The sequence below is a fragment of the Nocardia sp. XZ_19_369 genome, assembly GCF_015355715.1.
Classification (GTDB): domain Bacteria; phylum Actinomycetota; class Actinomycetes; order Mycobacteriales; family Mycobacteriaceae; genus Nocardia.
In genome coordinates, this window is the sequence record NZ_JACVED010000010.1 from 308,188 (window position 1) to 324,969 (window position 16,782).

At 67.0% G+C, this 16,782-nt stretch carries 13 protein-coding genes; 11 read left to right on the top strand and 2 right to left on the bottom strand.

The genetic code is table 11. The features are described 5' to 3' along the window. Nucleotides 1-10: 10 nt before the first annotated feature. From IBX18_RS34310 to IBX18_RS34330, 5 genes are all read left to right on the top strand, one after another. Nucleotides 11-1,504 carry an acyltransferase domain-containing protein gene (locus IBX18_RS34310; protein ID WP_194837608.1) on the top strand — a complete coding sequence of 498 codons (1,494 nt, stop codon included), beginning with the start codon at nucleotides 11-13 and terminating at the stop codon, nucleotides 1,502-1,504. Then, complete coding sequence (locus IBX18_RS34315; protein ID WP_194837609.1) at nucleotides 1,501-7,149, top strand: SDR family oxidoreductase; 5,649 nt, start codon at nucleotides 1,501-1,503, stop codon at nucleotides 7,147-7,149. The genes IBX18_RS34310 and IBX18_RS34315 overlap by 4 nt, the downstream gene beginning before the upstream one ends. A gap of 261 nt (nucleotides 7,150-7,410) precedes the next feature. Next, entirely contained in the window at nucleotides 7,411-8,655 is a 1,245-nt protein-coding gene (locus IBX18_RS34320; RefSeq protein ID WP_194837610.1) for a helix-turn-helix domain-containing protein, read from the top strand. A 325-nt stretch (nucleotides 8,656-8,980) separates the two neighbouring features. Next, nucleotides 8,981-10,231: a helix-turn-helix transcriptional regulator gene (locus IBX18_RS34325; RefSeq protein WP_194837611.1), complete on the top strand. Its 1,251-nt coding sequence runs from the start codon at nucleotides 8,981-8,983 to the stop codon at nucleotides 10,229-10,231. 140 nt (nucleotides 10,232-10,371) lie between these two features. After that, nucleotides 10,372-11,166 (top strand): GNAT family N-acetyltransferase, encoded by a 795-nt coding sequence (locus IBX18_RS34330; RefSeq protein ID WP_194837612.1) that lies wholly within the window; start codon nucleotides 10,372-10,374, stop codon nucleotides 11,164-11,166. A gap of 34 nt (nucleotides 11,167-11,200) precedes the next feature. Here IBX18_RS34330 and IBX18_RS34335 read toward each other — a convergent pair whose 3' ends face one another. Continuing rightward, entirely contained in the window at nucleotides 11,201-11,881 is a 681-nt protein-coding gene (locus tag IBX18_RS34335) for a maleylpyruvate isomerase family mycothiol-dependent enzyme (protein WP_194837613.1), read from the bottom strand. A gap of 75 nt (nucleotides 11,882-11,956) precedes the next feature. Between IBX18_RS34335 and IBX18_RS34340 the strand changes: the two genes are divergently transcribed. From IBX18_RS34340 to IBX18_RS34355, 4 genes are all read left to right on the top strand, one after another. Next, on the top strand, nucleotides 11,957-12,436 hold the full coding sequence (locus tag IBX18_RS34340) for a MarR family winged helix-turn-helix transcriptional regulator (protein ID WP_194837614.1): 480 nt from the start codon (nucleotides 11,957-11,959) through the stop codon (nucleotides 12,434-12,436). Nucleotides 12,437-12,456: 20 nt separating this feature from the next. Beyond that, on the top strand, nucleotides 12,457-12,864 hold the full coding sequence (locus IBX18_RS34345; protein WP_194837615.1) for an NYN domain-containing protein: 408 nt from the start codon (nucleotides 12,457-12,459) through the stop codon (nucleotides 12,862-12,864). 62 nt (nucleotides 12,865-12,926) lie between these two features. Continuing rightward, nucleotides 12,927-13,250, top strand: a complete 324-nt coding sequence (locus tag IBX18_RS34350) for an ANTAR domain-containing protein (RefSeq protein ID WP_147128907.1) — start codon at nucleotides 12,927-12,929, stop codon at nucleotides 13,248-13,250. Between the two features lie 122 nt (nucleotides 13,251-13,372). Continuing rightward, nucleotides 13,373-14,374, top strand: a complete 1,002-nt coding sequence (locus IBX18_RS34355; RefSeq protein ID WP_194837616.1) for a YdcF family protein — start codon at nucleotides 13,373-13,375, stop codon at nucleotides 14,372-14,374. A 1-nt stretch (nucleotide 14,375) separates the two neighbouring features. Here the strand turns inward: IBX18_RS34355 and IBX18_RS34360 are convergent, their stop codons facing one another. Next, a complete protein-coding gene (locus tag IBX18_RS34360; protein ID WP_306796537.1) occupies nucleotides 14,376-15,059 on the bottom strand; it encodes a PAS and ANTAR domain-containing protein in 684 nt (227 codons plus the stop codon). A 195-nt stretch (nucleotides 15,060-15,254) separates the two neighbouring features. Between IBX18_RS34360 and IBX18_RS34365 the strand changes: the two genes are divergently transcribed. After that, the gene (locus IBX18_RS34365) at nucleotides 15,255-16,073 is read left to right on the top strand and encodes a M15 family metallopeptidase (protein WP_194837617.1); all 819 of its coding nucleotides are present in this window, start codon (nucleotides 15,255-15,257) and stop codon (nucleotides 16,071-16,073) included. A gap of 165 nt (nucleotides 16,074-16,238) precedes the next feature. Beyond that, nucleotides 16,239-16,781 carry a hypothetical protein gene (locus IBX18_RS34370; RefSeq protein WP_194837618.1) on the top strand — a complete coding sequence of 181 codons (543 nt, stop codon included), beginning with the start codon at nucleotides 16,239-16,241 and terminating at the stop codon, nucleotides 16,779-16,781. Nucleotide 16,782: the final 1 nt, after the last annotated feature.

Sequence of the window (16,782 nt, forward strand, 5' to 3'; positions counted from 1 at the left end):
GAAGTCTCCGATGACTGTTCGAACCGCCTTCATGTTCCCCGGGCAAGGCTCGTATATACCGGGGGCACTGCACCGGCTCATCAACGAATTCCCTGCTGCCCAAGCCGTATTGGACCAGATCGATGAGGTCTGCGCGGAGCTGGATCACGCACCCGTGTCGCGACTGCTCGTCGACCCCGGCGCACCGTCGTTGGACGACTTGGTAGCGGATCAGTCGGCCGACCTCGATGCGGCGTTGTTCGCGAGCAATATCGTCACCTATCAGATCCTGGTGTCGATCGGCCGGCATGCGGATGTCGTACTCGGGCACAGTCTCGGCGAAGTGTCGGCGTTCACGGCTGCCGGTGCGCTCACCGTGCCGGACGCAACCCGGCTGGTTTTCAGCAGAACGACTGCGTTGCAGAGCAATTCGATCCCGTCCGGCGGCATGCTGGCACTGTCGATCGGTAGTCACCGCGCGGCGCACCTGGTGGACTTCGTCGCCGAGCCACGCGTTGCCGTGGCGGTGGACAACGGACCGGAACAATGCGTCGTCTCCGGGCCGGACGCCGGCCTTACCGATGTCGAGCGCATCGCCGCAGCCGTGGGCATCCGAGCGACTCGGCTGCGCGCCATCCAGCCCTTCCACAACAGACTGCTCCTCGACGCCGCCGACGATCTGAGCCGGGCCTTCGCCGATATCCCGGTCGCGGAGCCCCGAATTCCGGTCTACTCACCGGTTTTGGGGCGATACGTCGGTTCCGCCGATGACATCCGATCCTGGGTCGGCGGTCATCTGACCCGGCCGGTGCTGTTCTACGACGCGCTGCTGCGGCTGTACCGCGACGGCGTGCGCTGCTTCCTCGAATCGGGCGGCCGGAACACGCTGACCAGGATGGTGCCCGCCTGCCTGCCCGCGGCCGCCGACACGGTCACGCCATTGCGGCGGCGCTGTTCGGCTGCGGAATTTCGGCAGGCGGTCGAATCGGCGGCGTCGGGCCCGCCCGATTCGGGTGCCGTCGACGCGGCGCCGAAGCGCGCCGACACCGACGGCGGGACATCGAACGGCAAGCAGGCGGCGTCGTTCGTGCCGGTGCCGGTAGCGGTGCCGGAAAGCAGTACCGAGCCGAAACGTACTGCGCCGGAACAATCTACCGAGCCGGACCGCAGCGCCACACCGGACCACAGCGCCACACCGGAGTCCGACGCTGCCGAGGCCCAGACCACCGGACTGCCCGGGACGGCCGACCTCGTCGCGCGGATCCGCGAAATATATGCAGACACTCTGGGCTATCCGGCCGAGATGTTGGACGCGGACGTCGACCTGGAGGCCGACCTGGGCATCGACTCGATCAAGCAAATCGAAGCGTTCCGATTGGTACGGCAACAGTTCGGATTGCCCGAACCTTCCGCGGAAATTCGCGTGACCTCCTACTCGACCCTGGCCGAGGTGGCCGAGCTGCTGCGCAGTCTCGCCGATCAGGACGGCGCGGCCGTCGCGCACGACGAAGGCGTGCCGCGATGAACGGCGAGTTCACCGGAAAGATCGCGGTGGTCACCGGCGGCGGCAAGGGGGTGGGGCGGCGAATATCGCGGCGCCTGGCCGAACAGGGCGCGCATGTCCTGGTCAACTACTTCCATTCCGAGAACGATGCCCGAGCGACAGTGGACGACATACTCGGTGCAGGCGGCAGCGCTGAGCTGCTGCGCGGCTCGGTGGCCGACGCCGATTCCGTCCGCGCGATGTTCGGGAAGATCGCCGATCACCATGGCGGACTGGACATTCTGATCAACAACGCCGCCCGTGGGACGCTCGCGCCGCTGGGCACGCTGCGCGACAACGACTGGACGAAGGCCTTCGCGGTCAATCTCGACGGCAGCAGGCGTTGTGCGCAGGCCGCGGCCGCCCTGATGGCCGGACGCGACGGCTCGATAGTCAATCTGTCGTCCATCGGGGCGGGCCTGGTGATCGGGAACTATGCGACGGTCGGGGTGAGCAAGGCAGCCCTCGAAGCGCTCACCCGCTATCTGGCAGTGGAATTCGCCCCTGACGGGATCCGGGTGAACACCGCGTCGGCCGGCTTGATCGATAACGCCACCGGTGATCTCTTCCCCGACAGCGCCGAATTCCAGCGCACGGTGCTGGCGGCGACCCCGCTGCGCAGGCTGGCCACCGAAACCGACCTCACCGAAATCGTGTTGTTCCTGGCGTCGGATCGCGCAGCGTTCATCACCGGCCAGGTGATCCTCGCCGATGGCGGGCTCTCGCTCGGCTCAGCGAGCTTGTCGCCACCCGCCGTACCCGCGCAGTCCGCCGCGGCGGCGCGGCTTGCTGATCCGCCGGAAGACGTGGCGGTTTCGTCACCGCCGACCGATGATCCGGCGCCGGAACCGTCCGGCTCCGATGATCAGCTCGTCGCTGTGGTCGGTACCGGCCTCGGCATCGCGGGTGCCAGCAGCCCGCAGGAATTCTGGCGCCTGCTGACGCAGCCGGTATCGGTCTTCAACGAGCCCGGTGACCGTTTCGCCATCGAGAACTTCCACGCGTCCGACCCGGCCGCCGTCGACCGTACCTACTGCCGGGTCGGTGGCCATCTGCACGACTTCCGTCCCCATCCTGACCTGGCAGCCGAAGAAGCGAACGGCGGTCCGATCCTCGACGAAGCCACCCGGTGGCTTCGGCACAGCCTGCTGCAGGCCAAAGATGGTGTGCACCTTACCGAGACGGACCGGTGCGCGGTCTACATCGGTGCCTGGCCGGGCGGTAGCCATACCCTGGCCGAACACGTGGTGACCGAGGTACTGGCCGAGGCCGCAGGCGAGCAGACTGCACTGCGCGAGCTGCTCAGCCGGCGATACCCGCGGGCACGCGCGGGCGCGCCGGTCCTTCCCACGATGGTGGTGCGCGATGCCATCGCCGGACTCGTCGATTCGGTCACCGAGGCCATGGTGATCGACACCGCGTGCGCGTCCTCGCTGTACACGGTCGACTTCGGGGTCAAGGCGCTGCTGGCCGGCGACTGCGACGTCGCCTACTGCGGCGGGTTCGAGGCGTTGAATCCGACGGTGGCGGTGATGTTCGCCAAGCTCGGTGGTCTGTCGCACCGGGGTGAAGTCCGTGCCTTCGACGCGACGGCCGATGGCACACTGTTCAGCGACGGGGCAGCTGTCGTGACACTCAAGCTGCTGTCGCGTGCCCGCGCCGACGGTGACGAAATCCTCGGTGTGCTGACCGGATTCGGCGCCGCCGCCGACGGGCGTGGCAAGGCGATCGCGGCGCCGAACCCAGCGGGACAACGGCTCGCGATCCAACGTGCCCGCGATATCAACGACACCGCGCCCGAGGATGTCGACTGGATCGTCGCGCACGCCACCGGCACCACCGCAGGGGACCGCGCGGAACTGCGGACGCTAGCCGACCTCGCTCCCCCGGACGGATACCCGTGCAGCTCCAACAAGGCGGTGGTCGGCCACACCGGCTGGGCCGCAGGCGCGGTGTCGCTGATCCACGCCACCGAGGCACTACGCGAAGGGCGCATTCCCGGACAGTTCGGCTTCACCTCGGCGCCTGACGATGTGCAGCAGGACCGCACCCGTATATCGGCCGAGGACAGCGAGTTCCGGGCCGACCCGCAGCGACCTCGGACGGTGGGCATCTCGGCATTCGGCTTCGGCGGCACCAACGGTCACCTCCTGCTCACCGATCGCCCGAGCAGCGGCACCGTTCGATCCGCCCGGCCTGCGCGGACCGGTGATCTGGCGGTGGTCGCCTGGAGCGCCCACCTACCGGGCAACCCCGACCGTGCGCGGATCCGCGACTGGCTGCGCGGCAACGGCGCGGCTCCGCAACGCTGCTTCAGCGTCCCCTATCCGGCACCCACGCCGGCCGAGATACGGCTGACGCCGAAGACGATCGCGACGATCGATCGCTGTCATCTGATGGCAATTCAGGTCGCGGACACCTTCCTTCGCGACCACGGAGAGCTGTGGGACGACGTCCGCGAGGCGACCGGAGTCATCACCGCGCACACCGGGGTCCCGGTCGCCCTCGCCGACGCGTTCACTCGCACCTACGCCGACGACGTGCTCAGCGCCGTCGCGAAATCCGATGCCGCCGAGGGGCTTTCCCCACTGGTCGAGTCAGTCCTGTCCGCGGTGCGCGAGCGGGTACCCCCGTGCAACGAGGACACCTACGCGGGTGTGATGACCAATGTCATCGCCTCCCGCATCACCAGCAGGCACAATCTGCGCGGCATGAGCGTGGCCGTGGACGCGGGCGACGACTCCGCGATGGCGGCGCTGAGCACCGCCCGACGGTATCTGCAGACCGGCGACCTGAAGCTGGCTCTACTGCTGGCGCTCAACGGTAACTCCGGTAATCAGCTCGCCGACATCCTCGGCAGGCCGCCGGAGCGATTGTCCGAGGGCGCTTTCCTCATTGCGCTGGCCACCGCCGAGGAGGCCAGGCGCCGCGGCTGGCCGATCGCGGCACTGCTGCGTTTCGATCGTGCCGAGCCGGGCAGCTCTCCAGCTGCCCGCGAACATGGTGTCGCACAGGATGACCGGCCGGAGCACCGGGACTATCTCGGGGCCGCGGGAGCGGTCGACCTGCTCCGGGCCGTCGAAGGGTCGGCAGGAGCCGCGGAAATGTTCCTGCCGAACGGAGACCGGGTCCATGTCGCGACCGACGCGCCCGGGCCGGCTAGCAGCCAGACGGAGCGCCTCACCAGCCGATATGTGCCTACATTGGCCGCGGCGCCACTCGACGGGCCGGTAGCCCTGCACAGCACGATCCCTGCCGGGAGTCTGGTCCTCGTGGACTCCGCCGAGTCGGCGCGGCTGGTGCGCGACGAGTTGGCCGGGGCGGACGCGACGATCCTGGCTGCCGACGTCGACGATCCGGCCGACGACCGGGTGCAGGCCATCATCGATCGGGCGAATCCGGTACTCACCGTGATCTGCGGGCGCGGCGCGACCGTCGAACCGCGCCCGGACTCGGACCACACCGCACAGCTGCGTCTGCATGATCTGACTTTCCTTGCGGCTCAGCGATTGTGGCCGCGCTGGACGGACGAGAGTGCCCTGACGGTATTGCTGCCCGATCAGCCGGCAACAGGCCTGCCGCACCCGTACGCAGCGTTGTTCACCGGCTTGGTCAAGAGCCTGGCATGGGAACGCCCTGGCGCGCCGATCTGCGCGGTACTCACAGACGCGCCGCAGGCCGCTGCCATGCAGTTGCTGGCTCTCGAACGACGGGCGGCCGCACCGGGATCGGTGGTCTGGCATCTCGACGGTGTCCGGCTCCACGAAGTCCTTACCCCTGAGCCGGTTTCGGCCGCAGGTCCGGAACTACCCCTCACCGACGATTCCGTGCTGCTGGTCACCGGCGGGACCGGCGGGCTGCCGGTCGCGATCCTCCGAGCGCTCAGCGAGCAGGTCAAGCCGACGGTGTGGCTACTCGCCCGCACCGATCCGACCCGAACACCCGAGTACGTTCCCGCCGCTGACGGCGCCGCCCCTGCCGAGCTACGCGCCGAGCTCATCAGGCAGCTTCGCGAGACCGAGCCGGACATGCCGATCCGATCCCTCGTGCAACGGGCCGACCGACAGTTGAAAAGCGTTGCCCGCCATCGGGCTTTCGAGGAACTCGCGGAAAAGCTCGGCGCGCGGCACCTGCACTATCGGCACTGCGACGTACTGGACCGTGGTTCCGTGCGGGCCGCGGTCGACCACGTCCTGGCGACGGAGGGGCGGGTGGATCTAGTGATCCACGCCGCCGGGTTGTCCGAACCGGCACTGCTGACCAACAAGTCGTTCGACAGCTTTCGAAACATCCGGGATACCAAGGTCATCGGATACCAGAATGTGAAAGCGGCGCTCGCCGAGCATCCGCCGGCGCGGTGGTGCAACATCGGTTCGGTGGCAGGCGCGATCGGACTGCCCGGGGATACCGACTACAGCGCCGCCAACGACTTTCTGGCCGCGTGCGCGCGCAGATCCGACGACCACGAGTTCACCCTCGCCTTCCCGCTCTGGTGGCAAACCGGACTACGCGCCGACCACGTGGACCGCGCATACCTGCGGCGCCAGGGACAGCTCAGCGCCATCACCACCCAGGAAGGGACACAGCTGTTCCTGGACGAACTCGGCTCGGGTACCGGCTGCGCGGTATTTCTCGGCGACAACGAACGCGACATGCTCAGGGCCGGGCGACCGCACAACCTGGCCGAGGACCGGGATCCGAACGACCAATTCCTCGGCGAGCCGGTCGAACTCACCGAGACGACAGGGTGCTGGCACTACCGGTTCGACCGCGTCCGGGACGGCTATCTGACCGATCATGTCGTCGACCGTAAGGCGACAGTGCCGGGCACCCTCATGCTGGAGATCGCGGCACGCGCGGCTATGGCGTTACGGCCCGACGCCATCGTCCTCGGCTATCGCGATACCCGATTCGAGGCCTTCATCAAACCGTTCGCCGGCCGCCGAAGCACCGAGCTGCACATCACCGCCACGGTCGGCGAGACCGGGAAAAAGCCAGGGCCATCGGTATTCGTCGAACTGAGCTCCGAGGTCGCCGCCGCGAACGGCAAAGCGCCGGGACCTCGGCGGCGCTACTTCCGCACCGAAGTCCTGCTGTCGGTGGGTGAGTCGGCGCCGGCACCGCACCGTAGCGACGCCGCCGAGCTGCTCGGCCGAGCTGTGCGCGATCCGTACTGTCAGCCCGAATCTCCGGTCCACATCGGTGGATTCTTCGACAACATCACCCAGGCCCGGGTAGCGGATCAGCGGTCGACGGCCGCCTGGTCGCTACCGCCGGATCGGCCCGGTTTTCTCGAGCACATGCGCACCCCATGGCTGCTGCTGGACGCGATGTTGCGCACGTTCGCACTCGCCGCAGCCACCAATGGTGCTCAGCCGATCCTGGTGCCTCGCGCGATCGGTCGCATCGACCTGTCGCAGGGCCGGGTCAACGATGTCGGCCTCGACAGCCGATACGGCACGGGCGTTCAGCTGTTCGGCGATCTGAACGGAGCGGCCGCGCTGCGGGCGATCGCACCGGATGGGTCGATCCTGGCCGAAATGGCCGACCTGACAATGCATCACATGGGGACCGTCCGGCTCGACCCAGCTCCGTCGATCCGCGTCGGTCACCCGTCAGCGCCGTAATCACACCGTTATCGCATGTCCCCGGGCCGCGCAGATCGTTATCGGCGTCTTGCTCCCGTATGCCCACATCGTGCGGTGACACCATCAGCAGCGCCGCCGTTGCCGACCCGTCTCCTGCACGTGCAGCTGAGAAGTCGGCGACGATCGACCAAATATCCGCCACACCAATGTTTTTCGACTAGGCTACGTAGTCCGGCGGCAACGGGGAGCTACCTGGCAGGAGGGAGCATCCGGTCACGAACACCTGAGGAAGGGGTTCGGATGGTCGTGAACCACCGAGCGCTGAACGCGGGCGAGCGAATCGAGTTGCGCCGTCGTCGGCTGGGCCTTTCCCGTCGGGTGGTCGCGCAACTGGCCGGCCGCAGCGAGGAGTGGCTGCGCCAGATCGAGCGCGGCCACCGTCGCCTCGACAGCATCGAGATGGTGTATCGCCTGGCCGAAGTCCTGCGCTTCGACGATCCCGTCGACCTGATCGGCTGGCCGTCCTCGAGCATTTCCAGAGCTCGGGAAATCGGCGAAATGGGCCTGCAGCTCACCGCGCTCAACCGAGCCATCATGGATCATCCCTCGACGCAGGCGTTCGCCACGACGACCATGGACTCGCCGCCGCCGCTGGCCACCGTGCGCGAGGCACTCGAAGAATGCTGGCGCAGCTGGCTCGGGTCGAGTCATCGCTACACCGAAATCGCTACTCGGCTACCCGAAGTGCTCGCGGCGGCACGGTCCATCCGCGCCGCCGCGCAAGCCACGTCGGACGAACAGCTCGAGGAAGCGGGACGCGTGCTGGCCGAGGCCTACCACCTGGCACGGTTCGTGCTGGCCAGGGTGGGCAACCACCACCTGGCGTGGCTCGTCGCCGACCGGCCCATCGGGATCCTCACCCCACCTGCGCAGCCCACCCTGGTCGCGGTCAGTTCTTGGCATGTCGCCAGCGCGCTGCTGGCGCTGGGCTACCCCGCGGAGAGCCGCGACTACGCGCTCGCCGCCGCGCGACGTCTCGCCACGGCCACGCCGGCGCAGGCCGAAGGCCCGGTATACGGAGCACTGCAACTCTTGGCCGCGGAGGGTGCCTCCAGCGCCAACGACCTCGAGCAATCCGAGCGACTCGCGACCGAGGCCGCCGGTATCGCCGAACGTCTCGATGCGGAAAACCACGTTCGCACAGTGTGGTTCGGTGTCCCGGAAGTCGCCATCACCGGAATGGACATCGCGCTGCGACTCGGGCGCGTCGACGATGCGATCAAGCTCGCGGCCGACGTGCACCTTCCCGATGATGCCTCGGTCGATCTACTTGCTCGCTATTACTTGACCACTGCCTACGCCTACGGCCGCAAGGGTGAGGACTTCGCCGCGATACTGGCGCTGCAGGGGGCCGAACGTGCCAGCCCGGAGGATCTGCGCTACGACTGGATGGCCCACCGCACACTCCAGCGGCTCGCCCGGCACGACCACCACCTGACGCGTCGCGACCTCGCCAAGCTGCTCGCTGTCGCAGGTCTCGCGTAGCCACGCCGGCGCCGGGGAATACCTCGGTGAGTTTTTCGGAATAATCGGCTGACACTTGGGTAGAACTCCGGTAAGGACCCCGTCAGTGGTCCATCGGCTTCAACCGAGAGGTTGCCAATGGTGTAGCGCACGCCACTATGTCGATAATGACGTCACATCGAAGGCGACAACCATACCGACTGACAGTTTTTCCAGCCGCCGTAACCGGCTATCCGGAACGGGTGCAGTGCGCACATCGACCGAATTTCCGGATGCCTGATTATTCGGCGTGCGAAGCCACACTGCGACTACACATTTTCGCGGTAGTCGACTGCCTGGAGGACTCGTGAGCAATACACATCGCCCGAAAACCGGGCCGCTGACGATCGGTGAGCGCCTCGAACTGTTGCGGCACAAGCACGGCCTGACGCGTCGCGTGCTCGCCGAACGGGTGGGCCGCAGCGAGGAGTGGCTACGCCTGGTCGAGTCCGGGAAAAAACCGCTCGACAGCATAGCGATTGCTCTTCGTCTCGCCGAAGCACTGCACATCAAGGACATTGGTGAATTGATCGCGTTGCCACCGCAAATGACGGCAAGTAGCACCGAAGCAACCAGCGGACTCGCGGAATCCTTGGAGCGCAGCATTATCGACCATCCGTCTATTCGAGCCTACGGATACAAAGACACGACCCTCTATTCCATCCCGGAACTGACCGGTCGATTACGCCAATGCCAAGAAGGTTGGGAGTACCTGCCGACGCGATACACGATACTGGCGGAGCGCCTTCCGACGATCGTATCCGGGGCGCGCATGCTGCATTCGCTGTCGCAAGCCGAGAATTCGGTGCCCTGCACCGACGAGGTCGGCATTCTCTTGTTGCGCAGCTACCATTTGTCCCGCCGCTTTCTGACCAGGGTCGGCTCACACAACCTGGCCTTTACCGTCGCGGACCGGGCGATGTTCGTGGCCGATCAGATGCGCAACAAGTGGCTCATTGCGGCCTGTGCGTGGCATATCGGGCACGGCATGCTCGGACTCTCGAATTTCCAAGAGTGCCATGCCTATACGGCGGCGGCCGCCAAACGGCTGGCCGAGGTTCCCGACTCGGTCGACAAAACCGTGCTGATCGGAGCATTACAACTACTGGCCGCGAAAGGGGCCGCCGCTGCCGGGAATGTCGCGGAATCGGCGAGGCTCACCGCCGCCGCCACCGACGCGGCACAGCAGTTCGATGCGGACCGTAAGTCCTTCGGTATCCCGTTCGGACCCGTCGAGGTCAAGATTGCCCATCTGGAAATCATGCTCTTGGGCGGCGACTGTTCGGCGGCCGCCGAGCTCGCCGCAGAGCTGCATGTCCCGGAGGATCACCCCGTCGGTGGGCGAATGCGCTTTCACATCGCGAGTGCGTACGCCTGCGCCCGCGGGAACAATTACCGGGGCGCGTCCTCGGCGCTCAGCAAGGCAGCCAGCGTGTGCCCCGAAGATTTCCGCTACAGCTCGAACACGCAGCGCACGCTGCGATATCTCATCAAACAGGACAACCGGCTGGTCGGCCCCGATGTGCATCGCCTCGCCCGCATGGCCGGACTGCACTGAGCGGTTCGATCAATCGACCGGCGGCAGGGGCCGGCGGCCGGACGGCAAGTCCGCGTCCCGGATTCGCCAGTTGATAACTGCTTGATGAACTCTCGGCGTGACAGCAACTTCCGTATGGAAATTTTGGGTAGCTTCACGGCATGGCAGCGATAACCGAGATGGTCGTCAGCGAACTGATCGGGCCCGACAGCCTGTCCGATCCCATAGCGCTTTATCGCGATGTCTTCGCACTGCGTCCCGAGGACCCGGCCCCCAGCCCGAGGCTACTGACCGCATTGGCACACAATGGCGGCATCACGCTGGGCGCGCACCGAGCGGGAAAGCTCGTCGGCTTCAGCTACGGCTTTCCCGGACTGAACCTCGACGGTGTCGGCCACATTGCTTCGGTGTACCACTACATGGAGCTGCTGGTCGTTCGAGCAGACCAGCAGAGCTCCGGAATCGGCCGAGCGTTGATGCAATTCCTGCGTGGCCTCTCGCTCGCCCGCGGGATGCGCACCATCCAGTGGGCGTTCGACCCATTGCGGGCGGCGAACGCGTATTTCTATCTCGACGTCCTCGGTGCCCGTGGCTGCGGCTTCGCCCCCAACCTGTACGGCGTCGAGGACTCCGGACGCGACCGCGGCCATCCCACCGACCGGATCATCGCCCACTGGGAACTCGCCAGACCTGCCCGCGGCTGGCCGCAGCCCCCGCCGGGCCTCACGCTCGGCTGTCCCGAACTCGATCCGCTGGCCGATGACGGGGCCATTCTCCTTGCCGTTCCCGCCGAATACGAAGATCACTGTCCCGCCGCGGCGGCGCTCGGCCAGCGGATATCCGGTGCGCTCGGCGACCTGCTCACCGCTGGTTTTCAGACGGTGTCGTGCCGGAAGGCCAGCGATGGAACGTCGGTGTACCGGCTCGTGGCCGCTGCACGCGATCACCCGCGGTAGCCCGTTGCCCGGACGCACCGCGCCCGGGCAACGATTACTTCGGCACCGCCGTGTCGGCCAGCAGCCGGGCGGTGAGGGCGGGCACGCCATCGCCGGTCACTCGCGCCAGCCCGGCCGGGCGACCGGTGACCACCAGCAGCAGGGCTTTGATCGGGCCGCGGATCTCCACGCCCTCGCCGTAGGACCAGTCGATGTCGGTGGCGCGCAACGCGAATCCGTCGAGGCGGCGCTTCTTCCATACCGGCCAGCCGATTTCCGTCGCGGTGCTGGCGCCGGTCGCGGCCGCGTCGACCGGGAGCTCGATGGTGCGGCCCAGTGGGATGGCGATGTCCTGGCCGTGCACCATGGTGTCGAAGAGGATGTTGCGATAGTTGGTGGGGCCGGGCAGTTTTCGGGACGACGCGTGCGCGCGCAGCGTCGCGACCAGCTCGGCGGGCGGGCGGTCGGCGGCGCGCACGGTGAGGTCGTCGATGAGCCGGTTGTAGTTCCCGTTCGCGCGCAGACCGGCGACGAGCAGGGCACCGAGTGACGGCGGGTGCGGTGTCAGGGCGAGGTGCGCGGCGACGTCGCGGATCCGCCAGCGGGCGCACAGCGACGGCAGCTCCCACTCCGCCGGTGTCAGCTCGGCGAGCACGTCGGCGATGGCGAGGCGCTGCTGTTCGATGACCCGCCAGCTGGCCTCGCGGTCGAGCAGCGGTGCTGTATTCGCCGACATCGGACACCTCCGGTAGCATTAGTCAGCATCACTGACTAAATTAGTCAGCGGATCGTACTATTGTCAAGGAGTGGAATGGCCGACGCCGAGCTGAACGCGGGGCTGCTGATGTTCATCGCGCACCGGTCGATGGAGGACCGGATCTTCGCCGAGCTGCATGCGGCCGGGTTCACCGACATCACCGTGGCGCAGGGCCGGGTCGCGCAGCGCATCAGCCGCGACGGCATCCGCCTCACCGAGCTGGCCGAGCAGGCGCAGATCACCAAGCAGACCGCGGGATTCCTGGTCGACCAGCTCGAGCGCGCCGGGTACGTGGAGCGCGTCGCCGACCCGACCGACGGCCGCGCGCGCCTGGTCCGGCTGTCCGCGCGGGGCAAGAAGGTGGCGGTGTTCGCGAACTCGATCGCCGACCGGATCGAAGCCGAGTGGGCCGCACACCTCGGCACCCGACGCATGCGCGAACTGCGGGCCGCGCTCACCGCGCTGCGCGAGATCACCGACCCGTACGCCCATCCAGGAGGTGCGGCTGCCCGGCTCGGTAGCGGCCCCAGTTGAGCAGCGAGGAGACTGGGCGCGTGGCGGACGGAATTCAGCTGATTGTGGTGGATGCTGCGAATGTCATCGGCTCGCGTCCGGATGGCTGGTGGCGCGATCGTGCGGGAGCGGCTCGAAGATTACTCGAGAAACTGTCCGCTTCGGCGCTGCGCCGCGAGCAACCTGTCGAGGTGGTCGTGGTGCTCGAAGGCAAAGCGAAAGCGGCGGATCCGAAGGTGGATGGTGTACGGGTGGTGCCGGCAGACAGCTCCGGCGACGACGCGATCGTCGACGTAGTCGCCGCGGCCGTCGAGCAGGACAGCACGCGGTCGATCACCGTCGTGACCGCCGATCGCGAACTGCGTGATCGCGTCGCAGCGCTCGGCGCGGACACCGTCGGACCCGGCTGGCTGCTGGAGCGTCTCGGACAGCCGACCGACCAGTCCTGATCTCTTTTGTGAAGGTTGGCCAACAGCCCCATAACAATTGGCCGGCTGGGTAGTCCCCCCGTATGAGCGATGTTTTCGAGGAACGTGGCCAGCCGTCCCTCGGGCGCGCCTCCCCTGAACTGCTGGCCGCCCGTGCGGTGATCGAACAGGCGAAGGGCGCGTTGATGCTGGTCTACGGGGTAGACGCGCAGCAGGCGTTCGGCATGCTGCGCCGCCGCTCGCAGGAGACCAACGTCAAACTGCGTGCGCTGGCCGCGCAATTGATCGCCGAACTCCCCTCACTGGACCTCGCGCCACCGGAGCTCCGAGCCAAAGTCGACTACTTGCTGCACATCGCCCACCCGGGGGGCACCAAATCTTCGGGCACACCACCCGCTGAGCTCTGACCAGCACCGACACCGGATCGACGCGAAATCCGTTGGGACGTATCGGACAATTCGTCCGCGGACACCGGGCCAACCCAGGCCCCCGATGCGATCGACGACGGCCCGCCCGCTACGGTGCGCGGGTGATCCTGCTCACTGTCGGCTTGGTTCTGTTGGGTGTCTTCGCACTGCGGTTCCATCTGGACCGGCGGCGGCTGAGCAACGGAATCTATCTGCTGCTAGGTGTGGCGCTGCTCGGCGCGTGGGCGATCAGCTCGGGTAACGACATCGATCTGACTCGCGCCTTGGTCGGGTTGCTCGTGGTGCTGTCGCCGCTGGTGGTGCTGGTGCTGGCCGGGCTGCTACTCGCCAATGGCATCCAGATGGTGCGCAGCGAGGGGCTGCGGATCGCGAACCTGCTCTCGATCGGGCCGGGGATCGTCCTGCTGGTGCCCTATGTGCTGCTCGGCGTCGCCATCGCGACCGGCAGCCTGCGCTCGGTCCTGCTGGCGTCGCTGGCGATGGCAGTGAGCTACTTCGGGTTCGTCTTCACCGGCTTCGTGTTGTATTCGCTGCTCTACGGATCAATGCCGTACAAACCGGGGATGGACGCGATCGTGGTGCACGGCGCGGGCCTGGTCGGCGCACGCGTGTCGCCGCTGCTCGCCAGCCGATTGGACCGGGCGATCCAGATCTACTGGGCCGAACTCGCGGAGGGCCGCCGCCCGGTGATCATCGCCAGTGGCGGAAAGGGTTCCGACGAGGCGGTATCGGAGGCCGCCGCGATGGCGGACTATCTCCGGGCCCGCGGCATTCCCGACGACAGCGTGGCCACGGAGGCCAGGTCGACCACCACCCGGGAGAACCTGCTCTTCATCAAGCGGCTACTCGGCGAGCGCGGCACGTCGACCCGAATGGTGTTGGTCACCAGCAACTTTCATGTGCTGCGCACGGCGATTCTGGCTCGCAGGCTGAAGCTGGACGCCGAGGTGACCGGCGCGCACACCGCCTTCTACTACCTGCCGAGCGCGATCCTGCGCGAGTTCGTCGCGATCGTGGTCGCCTACAAGTGGACCAACGCCATCACCTGTCTGACGCTGGTGTCGTTGCCGCTGCTGCTGGCCTTGGCGACCACCGGCCGCTGAGTCAGGAGGCGTCGACGCGTTCGTGCACGGTCAGCAGTAGGTGGTCGAAGCGGGTGCGGAACCCCGCGCTGTCTTTGCTGAGCATCCTGAGTTCGTTGACGAACTGCGCGGCGAGATCACGCAGCTTGGTATTGGTCTCCTGGGAGCGCCAGCGCAGCACCCGGAACGCCTGATCCGCGTTCACCCCGTAGGCGAGGATCAACGCGCCCTTGGCCTGCTCGATCACGGCGCGCGCCTCGATCACCTCCGGCAGGATCTCCTCGAGCACCTCCTGCCGCTGCTCCTCTAGCCGTTCGGTCACGTCGACGTAGTAACCGGACGTGCCGACCGCGGTGCCGTCCTCGTCGACCGTCAGGTCACCGACCACGACAACCTCACGGACCTCGTCCTGGGTGTCGATGATCCGGTGCCGACCGCAGAACGGCTGCCCGGTTTCCATCGCCGCGGCGATGCAGCTCGCGACATGTTCCCGATCGTCCGGGTGCTTGTGGGATAACAGCAGCTCAGTCGTCGGTTTTACGGTCCCCGGCTCGTAGCCGTACATCACCGCCAGTTCGTCGGACCATTCCCACCGCTGGTCGGCAAACCAGAAACGGAACCAGCCGGGCTCGGCGCACGCGTCGATGCCGATGGTCTCTTCCATCGCGCTCACCGCGTCCGGTGGAACTTCCTCGCCCAGCGTCACCGCTCCAGTATCCGCCGAAACGTTCACGCTTCGGACCCCGACCCACAAATACGCCGAACCCGTGACACTCGGCCACGGCCCGCAAGATCATCCGGAATGCGTAAGTGGAGAAGCGCGTCCTGACCACACGGGTTGTGCCATGCTCGGGACCGTCGGCGAATGTGGTTGCACCCCAGGCTGATCACGAGGAGAAACATGAGCCCTGTTCCGTCGTTGCGCCTCGGGTCGTTGCTGCTGGCCGGTGTGGTTGCCGTGGCCCTTGCGGCGTGCGGGGATGCCGGGCCCGACGCGCCGGCCGAAACCAATGCTCCGGTCGCGACCACACCGATGGCCGACGAAACCGCCTTCGTCTCCGTCACCGACGTCGAGCCGACGATCCTGGTCGACGCCCGCTATTACGGGGAGCACAACTTCCTCGGCACCCGGGTGACCGGTTACGAGGCGCCCCGCTGTTTGCTGACCAAGCAGGCGGCCGCGGCGCTGGCGGCGGTGCAGCGGGAATTACAGCCGATGAACCTCTCGCTCAAGACCTACGACTGCTATCGGCCGCAGCGCGCGGTCGATCATTTCGTCGCGTGGGCGAAGGATCTCGGCGATGTGAAGATGAAAAAAGAGTTCTATCCCACCGTGGACAAGGCGAATCTGTTCCGGGACGGCTACATCGCCGAGAAATCCGGGCACAGCCGGGGCAGCACCGTGGACCTCGCCATCGTCGCCCTGCCCGCGGCCGACCCGGAACCGTACCGGAACGGTGATCCGCTGCGCGAATGCTTCCTGCCCACCGACCAGCGGTTCCGCGACAACATCCTCGACTTCGGCACCGGCTACGACTGCTTCGCCCCGGCCTCGCACACCGCGAATCCGGCTGTCGGCGGCACCCAGCGGGCCGTCCGCGCGCTGCTGGCCGAGCTGATGGAAGAACACGGGTTCACCAATCTGGCCGAAGAATGGTGGCACTTCACCCTGAAGGACGAACCGTTCCCGAAGACGTTCTTCGACTTCCCGGTGCGTTAATCACAGGGCCTCACCGTTCCTCTCCCCAGGTCGCGGCCTGCTCCTACACTAAAAAAACAGCGGCACGGTCGACCGCAGGAGCGCCACGGCAATTCCGCGATCGGCATATCTCCCAGACTCGACCCGCCCAGGGCCGCAGCAGGCCCGTTTCCCGGAGGAGGCGGCATGCCCGATCCATCGCACCTGAAGATCTGCCTATTCGGCCGGGGGTGCACCTGCCCCACCGTCACCCTGTTCCTCGCGCCCGAACCGCTGATCCCCGGCGGCAGCATTCTGCACCTGCTCGAACAGGCGCCGCTCGCCGACGGCACCGCCGCGCCGACCCCGGATGCCGACCTGGTCGACCTGGTGCAGACCGACTCGACCCATGCCGATCCGGGTCCGCTGGTGCGCACCGAATTCCGGGCGTTCCGGTCCGGACTGCCCGACCCGCACGAGATCCGCACCATCCTGCACGACCGGCACATCACCGACACCGCCCCGGTCGGGCTCGATCTCGACGACTCTGCCGAAATGACCCGCCTCGCCCTGCTCCCCGAGCGCCCCATCGGATTCCGGCGCACCGAGGACTTCCAAGAGGAAGCCATCCGCCGCGCCATGCTCGCCGTGTACCGGCACTTCCAGGTGGATCAGCGAATTCGCTTGACCTATCACGGTTTCGCCGACCCGGCGACCGGCTGGTTCGCCCTGCGCACCGCGATCGCCTGAT